Raw genomic sequence first — 14,143 nt, 5'->3', positions numbered from 1 at the left:
CAGCGCCCCCCGCGATCCGGGAGGCGGCGGGCTCGCGCCTGCCCTCCCGAACGCCGCCCCGCTCCCGCTGACGGGGAGCGCCCGCCATGACGCCTGAGCTTCTCTCCATCGTCGGCCTCGGCGCGATGTTCGTCGTGGCGACGCTGCTGCCGGTGAACATGGGCGTGCTCGCCTTCGCGGGCGCCTTCCTGCTCGGCACGCTGGTGGCCGGCCTCACCACCAAGGCCATCATCGGGTTCTTCCCCTCCGGCCTGTTCCTGACGCTGGTCGGGATCACCTATCTCTTCGCCATCGCCCAGGCGAACGGCACCATCGACTGGCTGGTGCGCCTCGCGGTGAAGGCGGTCCGCGGCCGGGTCGTCATGATCCCCTGGATCATGTTCCTGGTCGCCGCGGCGCTGACGGCGGTCGGCGCGGTCAGCCCCGGCGCGGTCGCGATCATCGCCCCGATCGCGCTCGGCTTCGCGATCAAGTACGGCATCTCGCCCCTGCTGATGGGCCTCATGGTGATCCACGGCGCCCAGGCCGGCGGCTTCTCGCCGATCTCGATCTACGGCGGCATCACAAACGGCGTGGTGGCGAAGGCCGGCCTGCCGATGGACCCGCTCGTGACTTTTGCGGCGAGCTTCGCGGTGAACGCCGGCGTCGCGGCCCTGCTGTTCGCGCTGCTCGGCGGCAGAAGCCTGTTCGGCGCGCGGGTCGAGACGGCGGGCGCCAACGGCGCGCCCGTCGGCGGCTACGGCCGCCCGCCCCGGAGCGAGCCGCGCTACGGCGACGCCGAGACCGAGGCGATCTCGGCCGAGCGCCGCATCGCGGCCGGCCAGACGCAGACCGACGCCGACCCGATGGCGGACAACCGCGCCTACCAGATGCTGACGCTTGGCGGTCTCATCCTGCTCGCGGTCCTGACGCTCGCCTTCAACCTCGACATCGGCTTCTGCGCCATCACGATCGGCCTCGCGCTGTCGCTGGTCGCGCCGACGCTGCAGCGCCGCGCCATCGCGCAGGTGACCTGGCCCGAGATCGTGCTGATCACCGGCGTCAGCACCTATGTCGGCGTGATGGAGAAGATGGGCACGATCTCCTACGTGGCCGACAGCGTGGCGGGCCTCGCCTCGCCGCTCACCGCGGCGCTGCTGCTCTGCCTGATCGGCGCAGTGGTCTCGGCCTTCGCCTCCTCGACCGCCGTGCTCGGCTCGCTGATCCCGCTCGCGGTGCCCTTCCTCCAGGGCGACACCGGCGTCGGCGCGATCGGCTTCATCGCCGCCATGGCGGTGTCCTCGACCATCGTGGACGTGAGCCCGTTCTCCACCAACGGCGCCCTCGTCCTCGCGAACTCGCCCGAAGGCTCCCGCGACGGCTTCTTCCGCCAGTTGCTGCTCTACGGGACGATCGTCACGCTCGTGGCGCCGTTCGTGGTGTGGTTCCTGTTCGTGGTGCTGTGAGGACGGATCGGCAGACCGCGAAGCCCCCTCACCCGGCGCTTCGCGCCGACCTCTCCCCGCCGGGGAGAGGTCGGAGGGCGAAGCTCTCCGGGTGAGGGGGCTCTGGCCCAACAGAAGGACTTTGGAACCAGCGATGTCCGATACGAACTCACGTTCCTGGTCGACCCGCCGCGACGACAAGCTGCGCCGCGTGCGGGCGGTCGAGGCGCACGCCGACGGCAAGGTCCTCCGAACGGCCGAGATGGTCGCGGCGCTGGAGGCGGTCCTCGTCTCCGGCGACCGGGTCGCGCTCGAGGGCGACAACCAGAAGCAGGCGGATTTCCTCTCGCGCTCGCTCGCGAAGGTCAGCCCCGAAAAGGTGCGCGATCTGCATATGCTGATCTCGTCGATCTCGCGGCCCGAGCAGATCGACGTGTTCGAGACCGGCGTGGCGAAGAAGATCGACTTCGCCTACGCCGGCCCGCAGTCGCTGCGCGTGGCGCAGCTGCTGGAGGACGGCGCGCTCGAGGTCGGGGCGATCCACACCTATGTGGAGCTCTACGCCCGCATGTTCGTGGACCTGACGCCGCGGGTGGCGCTGGTCGCGGCCGAGAAGGCCGACCGGCGCGGAAATCTCTACACAGGCGCCAACACCGAGGACACGCCGACCATCGTGGAGGCGACGGCCTTTGGCGGCGGCATCGTGATCGCGCAGGCGAACGAGATCGTCGACGAGCTGCCGCGGGTCGACATCCCCGGCGACTGGGTCGACTTCGTCGTGAAGGCGGACCGCCCGGCCGCGATCGAGCCGCTGTTCACCCGCGACCCGCGGCTGATCACCGAGCAGCACATCCTGATGGCGATGCTCGCGATCCGCGGCGTCTACGAGCGCCACGGCGTGGTCTCGCTGAACCACGGCATCGGCTTCAACACGGCCGCGATCGAGCTGCTGCTGCCGACCTACGCCGAGCGCCTCGGGCTCAAGGGCAAGATCGCCCGGCACTGGACGCTGAACCCGCACCCCACGTTGATCCCCGCGATCGAGAGCGGCTGGGTCGACAGCGTGCACTGCTTCGGCGGCGAGGTCGGCATGGAGGCCTACATCGCCGCGCGCTCCGACGTGTTCTTCACCGGCCGCGACGGTTCGCTGCGGTCGAACCGGGTGCTGTGCCAGCTCGCGGGGCAGTACGCGGTCGACATGTTCATCGGCGCGACGCTGCAGATCGACGGCGACGCCAACTCCTCGACCGTCACCACCGGCCGGCTGGCCGGCTTCGGCGGCGCGCCCAACATGGGCCACGACCCCGGCGGCCGGCGTCACGCGAGCCACGCCTGGCTCGACCTCAAGACCGACCCCTCCCCCACCGCCCGCGGCAAGAAGCTCGTCGTGCAGATGGCGGAGACCTTCCAGTCCGGCGGCGTGCCGACCTTCGTGGAGGAGCTCGACGCCGTGGGCGTCGGCCAGGCCGCGGGCATGCCCATCGCCCCGGTCATGATCTACGGCGACGACGTCAGCCACGTGGTCACCGAGGAGGGCGTCGCCTACCTTTATCTGGCGGCCGACGAGGACGAGCGCAGGGCGGCGCTGGCGGCGGTCGCGGGCGTGAGCCCGATCGGCCTGCGCCACGACCCGCGCCGCACCGACGACCTGCGCGCCAAGGGCCTGGTGGCCTACCCCGAGGACCTCGGCGTGGACCCCACGGAGGCCAGCCGCTCGCTGCTTGCGGCCCGCACCATCGAGGACCTCGTCGAATGGTCCGGCGGGCTTTATGCGCCGCCCGCGAAGTTCAGGAGCTTTTGAGCGATGATGGACACGTTGACGCCGCGCTTTGCGCGCACGCCGTTCACGCGCAGAAACGCGCCGTCATGCCCGCGCGAGGCGCGGGTATCCACGACTTTCCCTGCCGCGATCGACGCCCAAGTCGTGGATGCCCGCGAAAGCGGGCATGACGGCGAGGATGGCGGCGCGCGCCCTGCGCATCTCGCCGACCTCGCCGTGGGCGCCCTCGCCGCTGAGGCCGAGCTGACGCCGAAGCCCGGCCTCGTCGACCGGCGCGGCGCGGGCTCCCACGCCGACATGGAGCTCGACACGCTGCTCGCCTCCGCCGCGGCGCTGCGCCCGACCTTCGCGGGCCTCGCACGCGCAGCTGAAGGACAGAGGCCCTCGCAAGCCTTGCGCGAGGCCCTCGCCCGCATCGGCCGCGACGGCGAGGCCGCGATGTTCGCCGCGACCGGCGGCGTCAACACGCACCGCGGCGCGATCTTCGCGCTCGGCCTGATCGTGGCGGCGGCGGCGATCGAGGGCCGTGGCGCGAAGGCCGCCGACATCTGCGCGACCGCCGGCGCGATCGCCGGTTTCCGCGACGGCGCGGCCCCCGACGCCGCGCTGAACGGCGCCGTCGCCTGCCGGACCTACGGCGTGACCGGCGCGCGCGGCGAAGCGGCGGCCGGCTTTCCGCACGCGCTGGCCGCTCTCGGCGCGTTGCGCGCAAGCCGCGCGCGCGGCGCGACGGAGACCGCCGCCAGTCTCAACGGGCTGATGGCGGCGATGGCGGGGCTCGACGACACCTGCCTGCTCCACCGCGGCGGGCGACGGGCGCTGAGGGTTGCGCGCCTCGGCGCGCGGGCGGTGATCGCGGCCGGAGGCGCCGCGACGGACGACGGCATGGCGGCGCTGCGCGCGCTCGACCGCCGCCTGCTCGCGCTCAACGCCTCGCCCGGCGGCGCCGCCGACATGCTGGCCGCCGCGCTGCTGCTCGACGCGTTGGACGGACGGGAGGTTTGAGCCGATGGAACGCTTCGAACTCCGCTTTTCCGGCAACGCGCCGCTCGTCGGGCGCGCCCATGTGGGCGTGGTGGCTTCCGGCGATCTCGAGGTGCTGATGGAGCCCGCCAACGAGACGGTGGTCTCCGTCCGCACCAGCGTCGACGGCTTCGAAAAGGTCTGGCGCGCGACGCTGGAGCGCTTCTTCGCCCGCCATCCCGTCGCCGCCCGGATCGAGATCAACGACTCCGGCGCGACGCCGGGCGTCGTGAGCCTTCGTCTCGCCCAGGCGCTGGAAAGGACCAAGGCATGAGCGTTCCCGCCCTGATGAGCCGCACCAGCTTCGTGGAGCTGAACGCGCGCGAGCGCGCTCGCGCGCTGCTGGACGTGGGCTCGTTCCGCGAGTTGCTCGGCCCCTTCGACCGGATCGAGAGCCCCTGGCTCGCGCGCCAGAACATCGTGCCGCAGGCCGACGACGGCGTGGTCGTCGCGCGCGGGACGATCGGCGGCGTCGCGGCGGTCGTGATCGCGATCGAGGGCGCGTTCCAGGGCGGCAGCACCGGTGAGGTGTCCGGCGCCAAGATCGCCGGCGCACTCGAGCTCGCGGCCAAAGACGCCGAGGCGGGCAAGCCGATCCGCCCGGTGCTGGTGTTCGAGACCGGCGGGGTGCGGCTGCAGGAGGCGAACCTCGGCCTCGCCGCCATGGCGGACGTGCACGCCGCGGTCGTGGCGTTGCGCGCTCACGTCCCCGTCGTCGGCGTCATCGCCGGGATGATCGGCTGCTTCGGCGGCATGGGCATCACGGCCGGACTGGTAAGCCGGCTCATCGTCACGAAGCAGGCGCGGCTCGGGCTCAACGGCCCGGAGGTGATCGAGCAGAACGCCGGCGTCGAGGAGCTCGACAGCCGCGACCGGCCGCTGATCTGGAGCCTGACCGGCGGCGAGCAGCGCCACGCGGTAGGCCTCGCCGACGACCTCGTCGCCGACGACGCCGATGCGCTGGCCGACGCCGTCCGCGCCGCCTTCGACCGCGGCGCCCCGGCGGAGCACGCGAGCGAGCGGATCGCGTTCTGGCGCGCGCGGCTCGACCGCCTGCCCGCGGCGCCGGAGGGCATGGCCTTGCGCAAGCTCTGGACAGGAGATCGGCCATGAGCGCCACGATGAGCGCGACGTCATCGAGCCGCGGGCGGACCTGGTTCGAGGCGCTTGGCCGAGGCGCCCCGCGGATCGACGGCGGTCCCGCTTCCGTGCTGGCGGCGGACGTCGCGATCGGCGACGAGACCGTGCGGATGATCTCCGTCGTCACGAACCCCGACAACCGCTTCCCGCGCGCGCGGGAGGGCGAGGTCGGGCTTGACGAGGGCTGGGGCGTCGCCGCCCGCGTGCGCGAGGTCTTCGGGCCGGAGAAGCACCCGATCCTCGCGATCGTCGACGTTCCGAGCCAGGCCTATGGCCGCGCGGAAGAGCTCTACGGCATCCACCTCGCCTGCGCCGCGGCGGCCGACGCCTACGCCAGCGCCCGGCTCGCGGGCCATCCCGTGGTGTCGCTGGTGGTGGGGCGCGCGCTGTCCGGCGCGTTCCTCGCGCACGGCTACCAGGCCAACCGCGTGCTGGCGCTCGACGATCCCAAGATCTCGATCCACGCCATGGGCAAGCAGGCGGCGGCCCGGGTGACCAAGCGAAGCGTCGAGCAATTGGAGAAACTCGGCGAGGAGATCCTGCCGCTCGCCTACGACGTCCGCTCCTTCGCGAAGCTCGGGCTGGTGCACGAGCTGATCGGCGGCGTCGACGCGGACGCGCCGAGCGCGGAGGACGCGGCCAAGGTCACCGCGCGGATCGCGGCCGCCATCGCGGACGCCCGGAGCGGCCCGCGCGACCTTTCCAGCCGCCTGACGTCTCGGGAAGCGCGCGAGAACCGGGCGGCGTCGATCCGAGTGCGCGAGGCCCTCGCCGCGCAATGGGGGTGAGGCCGCACGACCTGCTGCGCCTGACGACCCCGAACGCGCTCGAGGCCGTCGACGCGCCGGACTGGGCGGCGCGGTCGCTCGCCGCCGCGCCGTGGGTCGTCGTGCGCCGCGCGGGGCTGGCGCGGGGCCGGATCGCGGTCGGCGTCCGCGGAGTCTCGCGCGCCGAGCGCTTCGCCGCCGTCGTCGCCGAGGACGCGGTCGCCGAGCGCCTCAGCCCGGAGGACCTGCGCCACCATACCCCGCCGCGCGCGCATCCCGCCTTCGCGGCGATGGCGCAGCTCGGCCGGACTCTCGATGCCATTCCACTCCATTGGGGTCCCGCCGGCGCGGCCGGCTACGAGCTTGCGACCGGGCGTCCGACGCTCACCCCGGCCAGCGACCTCGACCTCGTGCTGCGCGCCGACGGCGTCCCGGACAGGAGCGCCCTCGCCGCCGTGTCGGATGCCGCCGCCCGCGCGCCGCTCCGGGTCGACGTCGTGGTGGAGACGCCCGCCGGCGCGGTCGCGCTCGACGAACTGCTGGGCGACCCGGCGGAGGTCCTGCTGCGCACGCCGCAGGGGCCGCGCCTCGCGTCCCCCGACGAACTCTGGGTCGCGGCGCCATGCTGAGGACCGCGCTGCTGTTTCCGGGCCAGGGCTCCCAGCGCCCCGGCATGCTCGCCGCCCTCCCCGATCATCCCGCGGTCCACGCCGCGCGCGACGAGGCGAGTGCGGTCCTCGGCCGCGACTGGCGCGCGCTCGACGACGCCGACGCGCTGTCGCGCACCGACGGCGCGCAGCTCGCGCTGACCATCGCGGGCGTCGCCGCCGCGCGCGCGCTGATCGCCGAGGGCGCGCCGATCGACGTCGTCGCGGGCCATTCCGTCGGCGCCTTTCCCGCGGCGGTCGTGGCCGGCGCGCTGTCGTTCGCGGATGCGCTGGGCCTTGTCGCGCTTCGCGGGCGGCTGATGGCGGAGAGCCACCCGCTCGGTTTCGGCATGACGGCGATCATCGGACTGCGGGAGGCCGCCGTCGCGCGCCTCGTCGAGCAGGCGGGCGGGGCCGGGCCGGTCTATCTCGCGAACCGCAACGCCGAGCTGCAGATCGTCGTGTCCGGCGCGGAGGCGGCGCTCGTCCGCGTCGCGGAGCTTGCGCTCGGCGCCGGCGCGCGGAAGGCGGAGCGGCTGAACGTGCGGACGCCCTCCCATTGCCCGCTGGTCGCCCCGGTCGCCGAACGCCTGGCGGAGGCCATGCGCGACGTGCGCCTGAGCGCCCCGACGATCGCCTATGTCAGCGCGCGCCGCGCCCGCGTGCTGCGGACGGCCGAGGCGATCGGCGACGACCTCGCGACCAACGTCGCCGAGCCCGTCCGCTGGCGGGACACGGCGCGGCTGCTCGGGGAGCTTGGGGTCGAGCTCGCGTTCGAAACACCGGCGGGATCCACGCTCGGCGACCTGACCGCGGAGACGCTGCCGCAGGTCCGAACCTGCGCGCTGGACCAGGTCTCGTTGCGGTCGGCCTGCGTCCTGTCCCGCGCTCCCCGCGGATAAGGCTGGACGCGCCGGCGTTCTCAGCCCGTGACGAGGTTGAGGGTCTGCGCCGCGGGACCGAGCGTGACGCCGCGGCCCCAGTCGAACGCGAGGAAGTCCTGCTCGATCCCGTCGGCGAAGATCACCCCGCCGTCGTTCATCCGCGAGGTGACGGCGAGCGGCGCGGCGTCGAGCTTTCCTGCGCGCAGGGCGGTGCCCGTGGCGACGCTCGGAAACGGCTCGCGCACGAAGAAGGCGACCGCGCGCTCCTGCGGGTCGAGCGGCACGGTCTGGCGCGTCGCCTCCATGATCGAGCGCGCCCAGCCGGTCGCCCCGGTGCCGGACGCGACGATGAGCCCGCTCGACGAGTGGTCTTCGGCCGCCCCGTCGCAGGCGATGCGGTAGCGCGCCGACTGGTGGCTGTGGTGGCCGACGAACACCTCGTTCAGCGCGAGCAGGCGCTCGCCGGTGTCGAGCCGCGCCTCGACCATCGTCCGCCGCTCGGCGGGCGCCCGGCCGGCGGCGCTCGCCGGCAGCAGCGGCGCGAAGCGCGGGAGGGAAATGCGCACCAGCACGCCGTCGTAGAGGTCCGGCGCGGGATTGAGGCCCAGCACCGGCTGGCCGTCGAGATACTTGGCGACATTGGCGACCAGCCCGTCCTGCCCCACGACGACGATCACGTCCTCGGGGCCGAACAGGAAGCGGTCGAGGTCGGCCCGCGCGACGGCCGCCTGCCGCCAGTCGCCCGGCGCCGCGGCGCGCGCGGCGTGAAGCGTCGCGTGGAGCTGGCTGTGCCGGTCCTCCAGCACGTCGATGTCCTGGCCGCGGGAGTCCAGGAAGAACTTGGCCTGCCCGCGCGTGGCGTGGCGCGCGAGCAGCAGTTCGTAGTCGGTCTCGCGGGTGACGAACACCGCGCGCGGGCTGTTGGTCGCCATCAGCGCGCCGGGAGGCCGGTCGCGCCGCGCCGGAACTCGCCCAGCACGGCGGCGAGCAGGTCGGGCGTGACGTTGAGGTGTTCGATCGTCTCCAGCTTGCCCGCGAGTTCGCGCGCGGCGAGGCCGAGCATCACGGCGGGCGGCAGGTCGCGGTAGATCGTCATCCGGGCCTGTTCGGCCTCCGCCCTCGCGCTCTCGACGGTGCGGATGCGATCGGCTTCCGCCGCCGCCTCCACCTGCTGCGCCTCGGCGAGGCCCGTCGCGCGGTTGCGCGCGTTCTCCGCCTCCTGGGTGATCAGCAGCATCTCGCGACGGGCGAGCTCCGTCCGGTTGGCGAGCTCGTTCTCCGCGATCGCCCGCTCCTTCTCGACCGCAAGCGCGCGGCGCTCGAAGGTGGCCTGGTCGGCCTTCTGCTGGAGCGCTTCGAAGGTCGGGGTCTGCAGCGCACGCTCCAGTTCGCTCGACGGCGCGAGGTTGGTCAGGCGGACCGCCGCGACCGCGATGCCGATCTCGCTCAGCGCGGGATCGTCGCCGAGCGCCGCCTCGAGCTGCCGGCGCAACGGCTCAGGGCCGGCGTCGAGCAGCGCGCGCACCGGCGCCTGCGCGAGGTACTGCAGCGCCGCCTGATTGACGAGGCCTGCAAGCCGCGTCTCGATGCGCTGGAGCGGCTCGCTCTGGTAGGCCCCGGTGACGAGGCCCAGGCTGAAGTCCACCCGCGAGGCGAGCAGCTCGGGGTCCGCGACGCGCCAGGTCAGCGCGCCCTGGATCGCGACGCTCTGGAAGTCCTGGCTGCGGCCCCGGACGAAGACCGTCATCTCCCGATCGTCCATCGGCAGCTCGGCGATGCTCGCGGTCTCCGGGCGGAACCAGAAGACCAGCCCGCGCCCGCTCTGGCGGATGCGGCCGTTGCGGTAGCGGATGACGTGATTGCTCGCGTCGCTGCGCAGCTGCGCCAGGACTCCGAGGTTTCTGATCGACGCCATGACGGTTACTCCTGTTCTGGCATGGTCTTACGGCAGCGGAAGAGTTCCGCCGGACGGAACGAAGCCCCGGTCTCGCGCTCTCCGGTCGCCTCCAGCCGCCCGGTGTCGAGCATGCGGCGGCGGAAGGCGGGCTTGTTCAGGCGCACCCCGAGGATCGCCTCGTGGACGTCCTGCAGCGCGCGCAGCGTGAACAGCTCGGGCAGCAGCGCGAAGGCGACGCCGGAGTAGTCGAGCTTTCCGCGCAGCCTGAGCATCGCGAGACCGAGCATCTCGGCGTGATCGAAGGCGAGCGGCAGCGCGTCGCCGTCGGCCGACCGCGCCTCGACCGGGCCGCCGGTCTCTCCCGGCCACGGCACGACCAGCTCGGCCAGCGTCAGCTCCGGCGCGCCCTTCAAGGCCGCTGCGAAGCGGGCGGCCGGCAGCAGCGCGAAATAGGCGACGCTGACGATCCGCGTGCGTGGATCGCGGTCGACGGCGCCGAAGGTGTAGAGCTGTTCGACATAGGCGTCGGTCATCCGCGCCTTGGCGCCAAGCACGCGGCGGGCCGCGGCGTCGAGGCTCTCGTCGATCGCCACGAAGCCGCCCGGCAGCGCCCAGCGGCCGAGGTGCGGATGCTCGTCGCGGCGGAGCAACAGCGCGGCCGGGCGGCCGCCGACGACGCTCATCAGGATCAGATCTACCGCCACCGACGGCCGCTCGTGAACGCCGGGGTCGTACCCTTCCAGAAACTCCGCCTCGGTCATCGCACACCCCATATATTCACCATACATCTTAGTAAGACGCACTATGGATATATGTCAAGGGACGACGCAGGGAGAGGCGAGCCCGCCGGCGCAGGCGGGGGCGTCTTCGTTCGCAATGTCGCGATCTGAGAGCGGGACGACGCGGTCTCAGGCGGGGGGGCGAGGCGCGCGTAGATCCCCGGCCCGTCTCCGGGGCGTCTCGGTCGTATCGGCGGCTCGAACAGGGATCTGCAAGGTCGCGCAGTCGGCTGGCGAGCAGTTCAACGCCGACCAGCCGCCGCTCGTCAGCCGCCACCCGACGATCGAGAAGACGATCATCTTCTTTTCGTGAAGCTCGCTCAGGACGTCGCCGTCGAAGACGACGGGAGCCTTGGGCGTCGCAATCTGCGCAAGCGTCGCGCGCGCGGCCTGGGCCAGTTTCGGCACGTCACTTCCAATCCGATCATGTCAGCCGGCGTAAAACACCGCGGCGCAGCATTTCGTTGCATGCCAGCCGAGCCACAGTCCGCATTTTTCCCGACGCGGCCTTGCGGGGCGGGAGTCCCGGACCCGGTGTGCTGGGCTCACACCGGAACCGCGCTATAGTCCTCCCCGCCCGCCGACATCCGGCTGCGAGACATCAATGAGCGTGCAGTGATGCGTACCTGCGTAAGATCGAGGCTGACAGAGCTGACCGGGCTCTTGGCGTCCGTCGGCGTCGCAGTCGTGGTTCCGCAGGGCGTCGGCGCCTATGAGCTGGAGTATCGCTCGCCCTTCGGGCCGTGCGCCATGGACTGCGCCGTGACCGGCTTCGTGGGCGCGCTCGTGAAGAGCTCCATGTCGTCGATTTACGTGACGAAGGGCCTGCCGCCGACCAGCTGGCGCTACGGCGACTCCGGCATCGTGGGCGGCGCTTTCTCCCGCGAGGTGGTGACCTACGGCCCGCTCTGGGCGATCGAGACGGAGGTCGGGGCCGCCAAGCGCTTCGGAGCGCTCGACGAGTTCGAGGCCTGGACCGCGCTGTACTTCCGCTGGAAGAGCTTTCCCTGGAGCGACGTCGTCCGGACGTCCGTCGCGATCTCGACGGGCTTGAACTGGGCGTCCGACGTCCCGCGCTACGAGGTCCAGAAATCGCCGGGCGGGCAGTCGCAGCTGCTCCACTACCTCTCGCCCGAGGTCACCTTCGGATCGGTGAAACACCCCGACGTCGACCTGGTGTTCCGGTTCCACCACCGGTCCGGCGGCGAACTGGCGGTGTTCGACAACACGAGCGGCGGCGCCCAATACGGGACGGTGGGCCTGCGCTTCCGCTGGTGAGCGCCGCCGCCGCGGGCAGACGGCGGATCATGCTCTAGACGCGCGATATCCTGCGCGAAAACCGCCGAGTGCCGCACGTGATTTACGACCGGCGACGAAGCCGGCTCGGCAAAGATGTCTGGCGACCGATGCGGCAATTCTGCGCCGCAGGACATCTCATTTCGATTGCATGACAGGAAACGGAGTTTCGGCGGCGGGAGCCGGAGCTAGCGTTCGTATGCGGCCATCGAGGGCCTGCCGATGGTCGAAGCCCGCGCGATGAAATCGCTCGACGCCCTCACGCCGGCGTTCTTGACGAACCGATATCCGGAGGCGTCAGCGCCCGTCAGGCGCGGTGCCGAGCCAGCTCCATGGCCGCCAGCTCCGCGACGGCGACCAGTTCGTCCGCGCCGGCGCCGTCGCGGGCCTGCACCGACAGGCCCTGGATGACGGCGCCGACGAAGCGGGCGAGCGCGACCGGATCGGCGTCCGGTCGCAGGTCGCCCTCGACGATGGCGCGCTCCAGCCTCGCGCGGACCAGCGCCACGCTGGCGTGGCGCAGATCGGCGACCATCGCCGAGACCGGGTCATTCTCCTCAGCGCAGCCGAGCGCGGCCGTCGCGATCATGCAGCCCGGAGGATAGGCCGGATCGGTGAAAGCCCGCGCCTGGTCGCGCAGCAGCGCCGACAGGACGGCGATCGCATCGGGGGCGTCGAGCGCCTCCGGCGTGATCGCGCCGAGAGCCGCGCGATACCAGTCGAGCGCTTCGCGATAGAGCTGCGCCTTCGATCCGAAGGCGGCATAGAGGCTCTGCGCGGTGATCCCCATGGCGTCCGTCAGATCGACGATCGACGCGCCTTCATAGCCGCGCCGCCAGAAGATTTTCGCCGCCCTTTCCAGCACCTCCCGCCGGTCGAACGCCGGAGGGCGCCCGCGGCGGCGCACGAGGCCTTGGTTATTTTTCACATCGCTCACTATGGTATTTTCGCTCACACGGATATTACGTAGCGATCACTGTGATAAATTGCGAGGCGCCGGCATGACGACACGATCTCCTTCCGCCGCCCGTGCGCTTGGAGACGCGCTCGGGGCCGCGATCGACGCCGCCCTCGCCGACAGGCGGATCGTGGGCGCGGTGGTGCTGGTCGCCCGTGACGGAAAGCTCGTGTACCGACGCGCCGCCGGCCTCGCCGATCGCGAGGCGGGGCTGCCGATGCGCGAGGATGTCATCTTCCGTCTCGCCTCGGTCACCAAGCCGCTCGTAACCGCGGCGGCGATGCGGCTGGCGGACGACGGCGCGCTGGCGCTCGACGCGCCGGTGACGCGCTGGCTGCCGGATTTCCGGCCCCGGCTGGCCGACGGATCGGCGCCGGAGATCACTATCCGCCATCTGCTCACCCACACCTCCGGCCTCAGCTACCGGTTCATCGAGCCGGCGGAGAGCCCCTATCACCTGCGCGACGTCTCCGACGGGCTGGACCAGCCGGGCCTGTCGATGGCGGAGAACCTGACGCGCCTTGCCGCCGTGCCGCTCGCCTTCGCGCCAGGGACCGCGTGGCGATACTCGCTGGCGATCGACGTGCTGGGCGCGGCGATGGAGCGGGCGGCCGGCGCGTCGCTGCCCGATCTGGTCGCCGCGCTCGTGACGGACCCGCTCGGCTTGCGCGACACGCGCTTCGGCGTGGCCGACATGGACCGGCTCGCGACGCCCTACGTCAACGCCACGCCGGCGCCGATCGCGATGGCGGACGGCGTCGCCGTCGCGCTGGACGCCGGCGCAGCGATCTTCGCGCCGAGCCGCATCATCGATCCCGCCTCTTATCCCTCGGGCGGCGCGGGCATGTCGGGAACGGCGGGGGATGTCCTGGCTTTCCTCGAAGCGATCCGCACCGGCGGCGCGCCGATCCTCGGTCCCGCAACGATCGCGAAGATGACGCGCGATCATGTCGGCCCTCAGGCGGAGACACAGGGACCGGGGTGGGGCTTCGGCTACGGCTGGGCGGTGCTGGACGATCCCGAAGCCGCACAGACGCCGCAGGCCAGGGGCACGCTGCAATGGGGCGGCGCATACGGCCATTCCTGGTTCGTCGATCGAGCGAACGCGCTCACGGTCGTGGCGCTGACCAACACCGCGTTCGAGGGCATGAACGGCCGCTTCGTCGCCGATGTCCGGGACGCAGCCTATGCGTGACGCCGCCGGGCCGGGATTCTCCTCCCCTCCGGATGCGGGTTTTCCGGCATTCTGATCTGATGAGGACGGAGCCGGCGAGGACCAGGCCGGGGCAGGCGTCGCGCAAGGCGCGCCAGGGGCTCCCTTCCCGCCAGCCCCTGAGGGTTGCCGTACTCATGGAGCTGAAAACCGCCACGGGTTTGCGCCCACCGTGCGGCGGGGGGCGATCCAAGGCCCTGAGAACCTTGGATATTCCAGCAATATCAGCAGCTTGGAGGTGTCTGGCGCGCCCTACGGGAGTCGAACCCGTCTTTTCAGCGTGAAAGGCTGACGTCCTAACCGATAGACGAAGGGCGCGGCGACGGGACGTATAG

At 72.0% G+C, this 14,143-nt stretch carries 15 protein-coding genes and 1 tRNA gene; 10 read left to right on the top strand and 6 right to left on the bottom strand.

Annotation, left to right across the window (positions count from 1 at the left end):
- The first annotated feature begins 86 nt into the window (after positions 1–86).
- The 8 genes from JOD31_RS16915 (at position 87) to mdcH (ending at position 7,683) form a co-directional block, all read left to right on the top strand.
- Positions 87–1,445: an SLC13 family permease gene (locus JOD31_RS16915; RefSeq protein WP_204951607.1), complete on the top strand. Its 1,359-nt coding sequence runs from the start codon at positions 87–89 to the stop codon at positions 1,443–1,445.
- A gap of 133 nt (positions 1,446–1,578) precedes the next feature.
- Positions 1,579–3,225: a malonate decarboxylase subunit alpha gene (mdcA, locus tag JOD31_RS16910; protein WP_204951606.1), complete on the top strand. Its 1,647-nt coding sequence runs from the start codon at positions 1,579–1,581 to the stop codon at positions 3,223–3,225.
- Between the two features lie 123 nt (positions 3,226–3,348).
- Positions 3,349–4,209, top strand: a complete 861-nt coding sequence (locus JOD31_RS16905) for a triphosphoribosyl-dephospho-CoA synthase (RefSeq protein ID WP_271206217.1) — start codon at positions 3,349–3,351, stop codon at positions 4,207–4,209.
- A 4-nt stretch (positions 4,210–4,213) separates the two neighbouring features.
- Positions 4,214–4,501, top strand: a complete 288-nt coding sequence (locus tag JOD31_RS16900) for a malonate decarboxylase subunit delta (protein ID WP_204951605.1) — start codon at positions 4,214–4,216, stop codon at positions 4,499–4,501.
- Complete coding sequence (locus tag JOD31_RS16895) at positions 4,498–5,340, top strand: biotin-independent malonate decarboxylase subunit beta (protein WP_246482562.1); 843 nt, start codon at positions 4,498–4,500, stop codon at positions 5,338–5,340. Before JOD31_RS16900 ends, JOD31_RS16895 begins: the two co-directional genes overlap by 4 nt.
- Positions 5,337–6,155, top strand: coding sequence for a biotin-independent malonate decarboxylase subunit gamma (mdcE, locus tag JOD31_RS16890; RefSeq protein WP_246482561.1), 819 nt, complete (start codon positions 5,337–5,339; stop codon positions 6,153–6,155). Before JOD31_RS16895 ends, mdcE begins: the two co-directional genes overlap by 4 nt.
- Positions 6,146–6,763 (top strand): malonate decarboxylase holo-ACP synthase, encoded by a 618-nt coding sequence (locus tag JOD31_RS16885; RefSeq protein ID WP_204951604.1) that lies wholly within the window; start codon positions 6,146–6,148, stop codon positions 6,761–6,763. The genes mdcE and JOD31_RS16885 overlap by 10 nt, the downstream gene beginning before the upstream one ends.
- Positions 6,757–7,683, top strand: a complete 927-nt coding sequence (gene mdcH, locus JOD31_RS16880) for a malonate decarboxylase subunit epsilon (RefSeq protein WP_204951603.1) — start codon at positions 6,757–6,759, stop codon at positions 7,681–7,683. Before JOD31_RS16885 ends, mdcH begins: the two co-directional genes overlap by 7 nt.
- 20 nt (positions 7,684–7,703) lie before the next feature.
- Here mdcH and JOD31_RS16875 read toward each other — a convergent pair whose 3' ends face one another.
- From JOD31_RS16875 to JOD31_RS16860, 4 genes are all read right to left on the bottom strand, one after another.
- On the bottom strand, positions 7,704–8,597 hold the full coding sequence (locus tag JOD31_RS16875) for an NAD(+)/NADH kinase (RefSeq protein ID WP_204951602.1): 894 nt from the start codon (positions 8,595–8,597) through the stop codon (positions 7,704–7,706).
- Positions 8,597–9,580 carry an SPFH domain-containing protein gene (locus JOD31_RS16870; RefSeq protein ID WP_204951601.1) on the bottom strand — a complete coding sequence of 328 codons (984 nt, stop codon included), beginning with the start codon at positions 9,578–9,580 and terminating at the stop codon, positions 8,597–8,599. Before JOD31_RS16870 ends, JOD31_RS16875 begins: the two co-directional genes overlap by 1 nt.
- A gap of 5 nt (positions 9,581–9,585) precedes the next feature.
- Positions 9,586–10,323, bottom strand: a complete 738-nt coding sequence (locus JOD31_RS16865; protein WP_204951600.1) for an NUDIX hydrolase — start codon at positions 10,321–10,323, stop codon at positions 9,586–9,588.
- Positions 10,324–10,470: 147 nt separating this feature from the next.
- Positions 10,471–10,749, bottom strand: a complete 279-nt coding sequence (locus JOD31_RS16860; protein WP_204951599.1) for a hypothetical protein — start codon at positions 10,747–10,749, stop codon at positions 10,471–10,473.
- 255 nt (positions 10,750–11,004) lie between these two features.
- On the opposite strand from JOD31_RS16860, the gene JOD31_RS16855 reads away from it, so the two are divergent.
- Positions 11,005–11,619 carry a hypothetical protein gene (locus JOD31_RS16855; RefSeq protein WP_204951598.1) on the top strand — a complete coding sequence of 205 codons (615 nt, stop codon included), beginning with the start codon at positions 11,005–11,007 and terminating at the stop codon, positions 11,617–11,619.
- Positions 11,620–11,944: 325 nt separating this feature from the next.
- On the opposite strand, the gene JOD31_RS16850 is transcribed toward JOD31_RS16855, so the two are convergent.
- The gene (locus JOD31_RS16850) at positions 11,945–12,574 is read right to left on the bottom strand and encodes a TetR/AcrR family transcriptional regulator (RefSeq protein WP_428980918.1); all 630 of its coding nucleotides are present in this window, start codon (positions 12,572–12,574) and stop codon (positions 11,945–11,947) included.
- A 64-nt stretch (positions 12,575–12,638) separates the two neighbouring features.
- On the opposite strand from JOD31_RS16850, the gene JOD31_RS16845 reads away from it, so the two are divergent.
- Positions 12,639–13,790, top strand: a complete 1,152-nt coding sequence (locus JOD31_RS16845) for a serine hydrolase domain-containing protein (RefSeq protein WP_204951597.1) — start codon at positions 12,639–12,641, stop codon at positions 13,788–13,790.
- Positions 13,791–14,051: 261 nt separating this feature from the next.
- On the opposite strand, the gene JOD31_RS16840 is transcribed toward JOD31_RS16845, so the two are convergent.
- Positions 14,052–14,126: transfer RNA gene (locus tag JOD31_RS16840), tRNA-Glu, on the bottom strand.
- Positions 14,127–14,143 lie beyond the last annotated feature (17 nt).

It is taken from the genome of Methylopila capsulata (genome assembly GCF_016907975.1).
GTDB lineage: Bacteria > Pseudomonadota > Alphaproteobacteria > Rhizobiales > Methylopilaceae > Methylopila > Methylopila capsulata.
Note: the sequence above shows the minus strand (reverse complement) of the source record. Positions and strands in the feature narration are given on the sequence as shown.

Bases quoted from the DNA above. Each gene is read 5' to 3' on its own strand.
- JOD31_RS16915 (WP_204951607.1), top strand. From the start codon at position 87: ATGACGCCTGAGCTTCTCTCCATCGTCGGCCTCGGCGCGATGTTCGTC.
- mdcA (WP_204951606.1), top strand. From the start codon at position 1,579: ATGTCCGATACGAACTCACGTTCCTGGTCGACCCGCCGCGACGACAAG.
- JOD31_RS16900 (WP_204951605.1), top strand. From the start codon at position 4,214: ATGGAACGCTTCGAACTCCGCTTTTCCGGCAACGCGCCGCTCGTCGGG.
- JOD31_RS16895 (WP_246482562.1), top strand. From the start codon at position 4,498: ATGAGCGTTCCCGCCCTGATGAGCCGCACCAGCTTCGTGGAGCTGAAC.
- mdcE (WP_246482561.1), top strand. From the start codon at position 5,337: ATGAGCGCCACGATGAGCGCGACGTCATCGAGCCGCGGGCGGACCTGG.
- JOD31_RS16885 (WP_204951604.1), top strand. From the start codon at position 6,146: ATGGGGGTGAGGCCGCACGACCTGCTGCGCCTGACGACCCCGAACGCG.
- mdcH (WP_204951603.1), top strand. From the start codon at position 6,757: ATGCTGAGGACCGCGCTGCTGTTTCCGGGCCAGGGCTCCCAGCGCCCC.
- JOD31_RS16875 (WP_204951602.1), bottom strand. From the start codon at position 8,597: ATGGCGACCAACAGCCCGCGCGCGGTGTTCGTCACCCGCGAGACCGAC.
- JOD31_RS16870 (WP_204951601.1), bottom strand. From the start codon at position 9,580: ATGGCGTCGATCAGAAACCTCGGAGTCCTGGCGCAGCTGCGCAGCGAC.
- JOD31_RS16865 (WP_204951600.1), bottom strand. From the start codon at position 10,323: ATGACCGAGGCGGAGTTTCTGGAAGGGTACGACCCCGGCGTTCACGAG.
- JOD31_RS16845 (WP_204951597.1), top strand. From the start codon at position 12,639: ATGACGACACGATCTCCTTCCGCCGCCCGTGCGCTTGGAGACGCGCTC.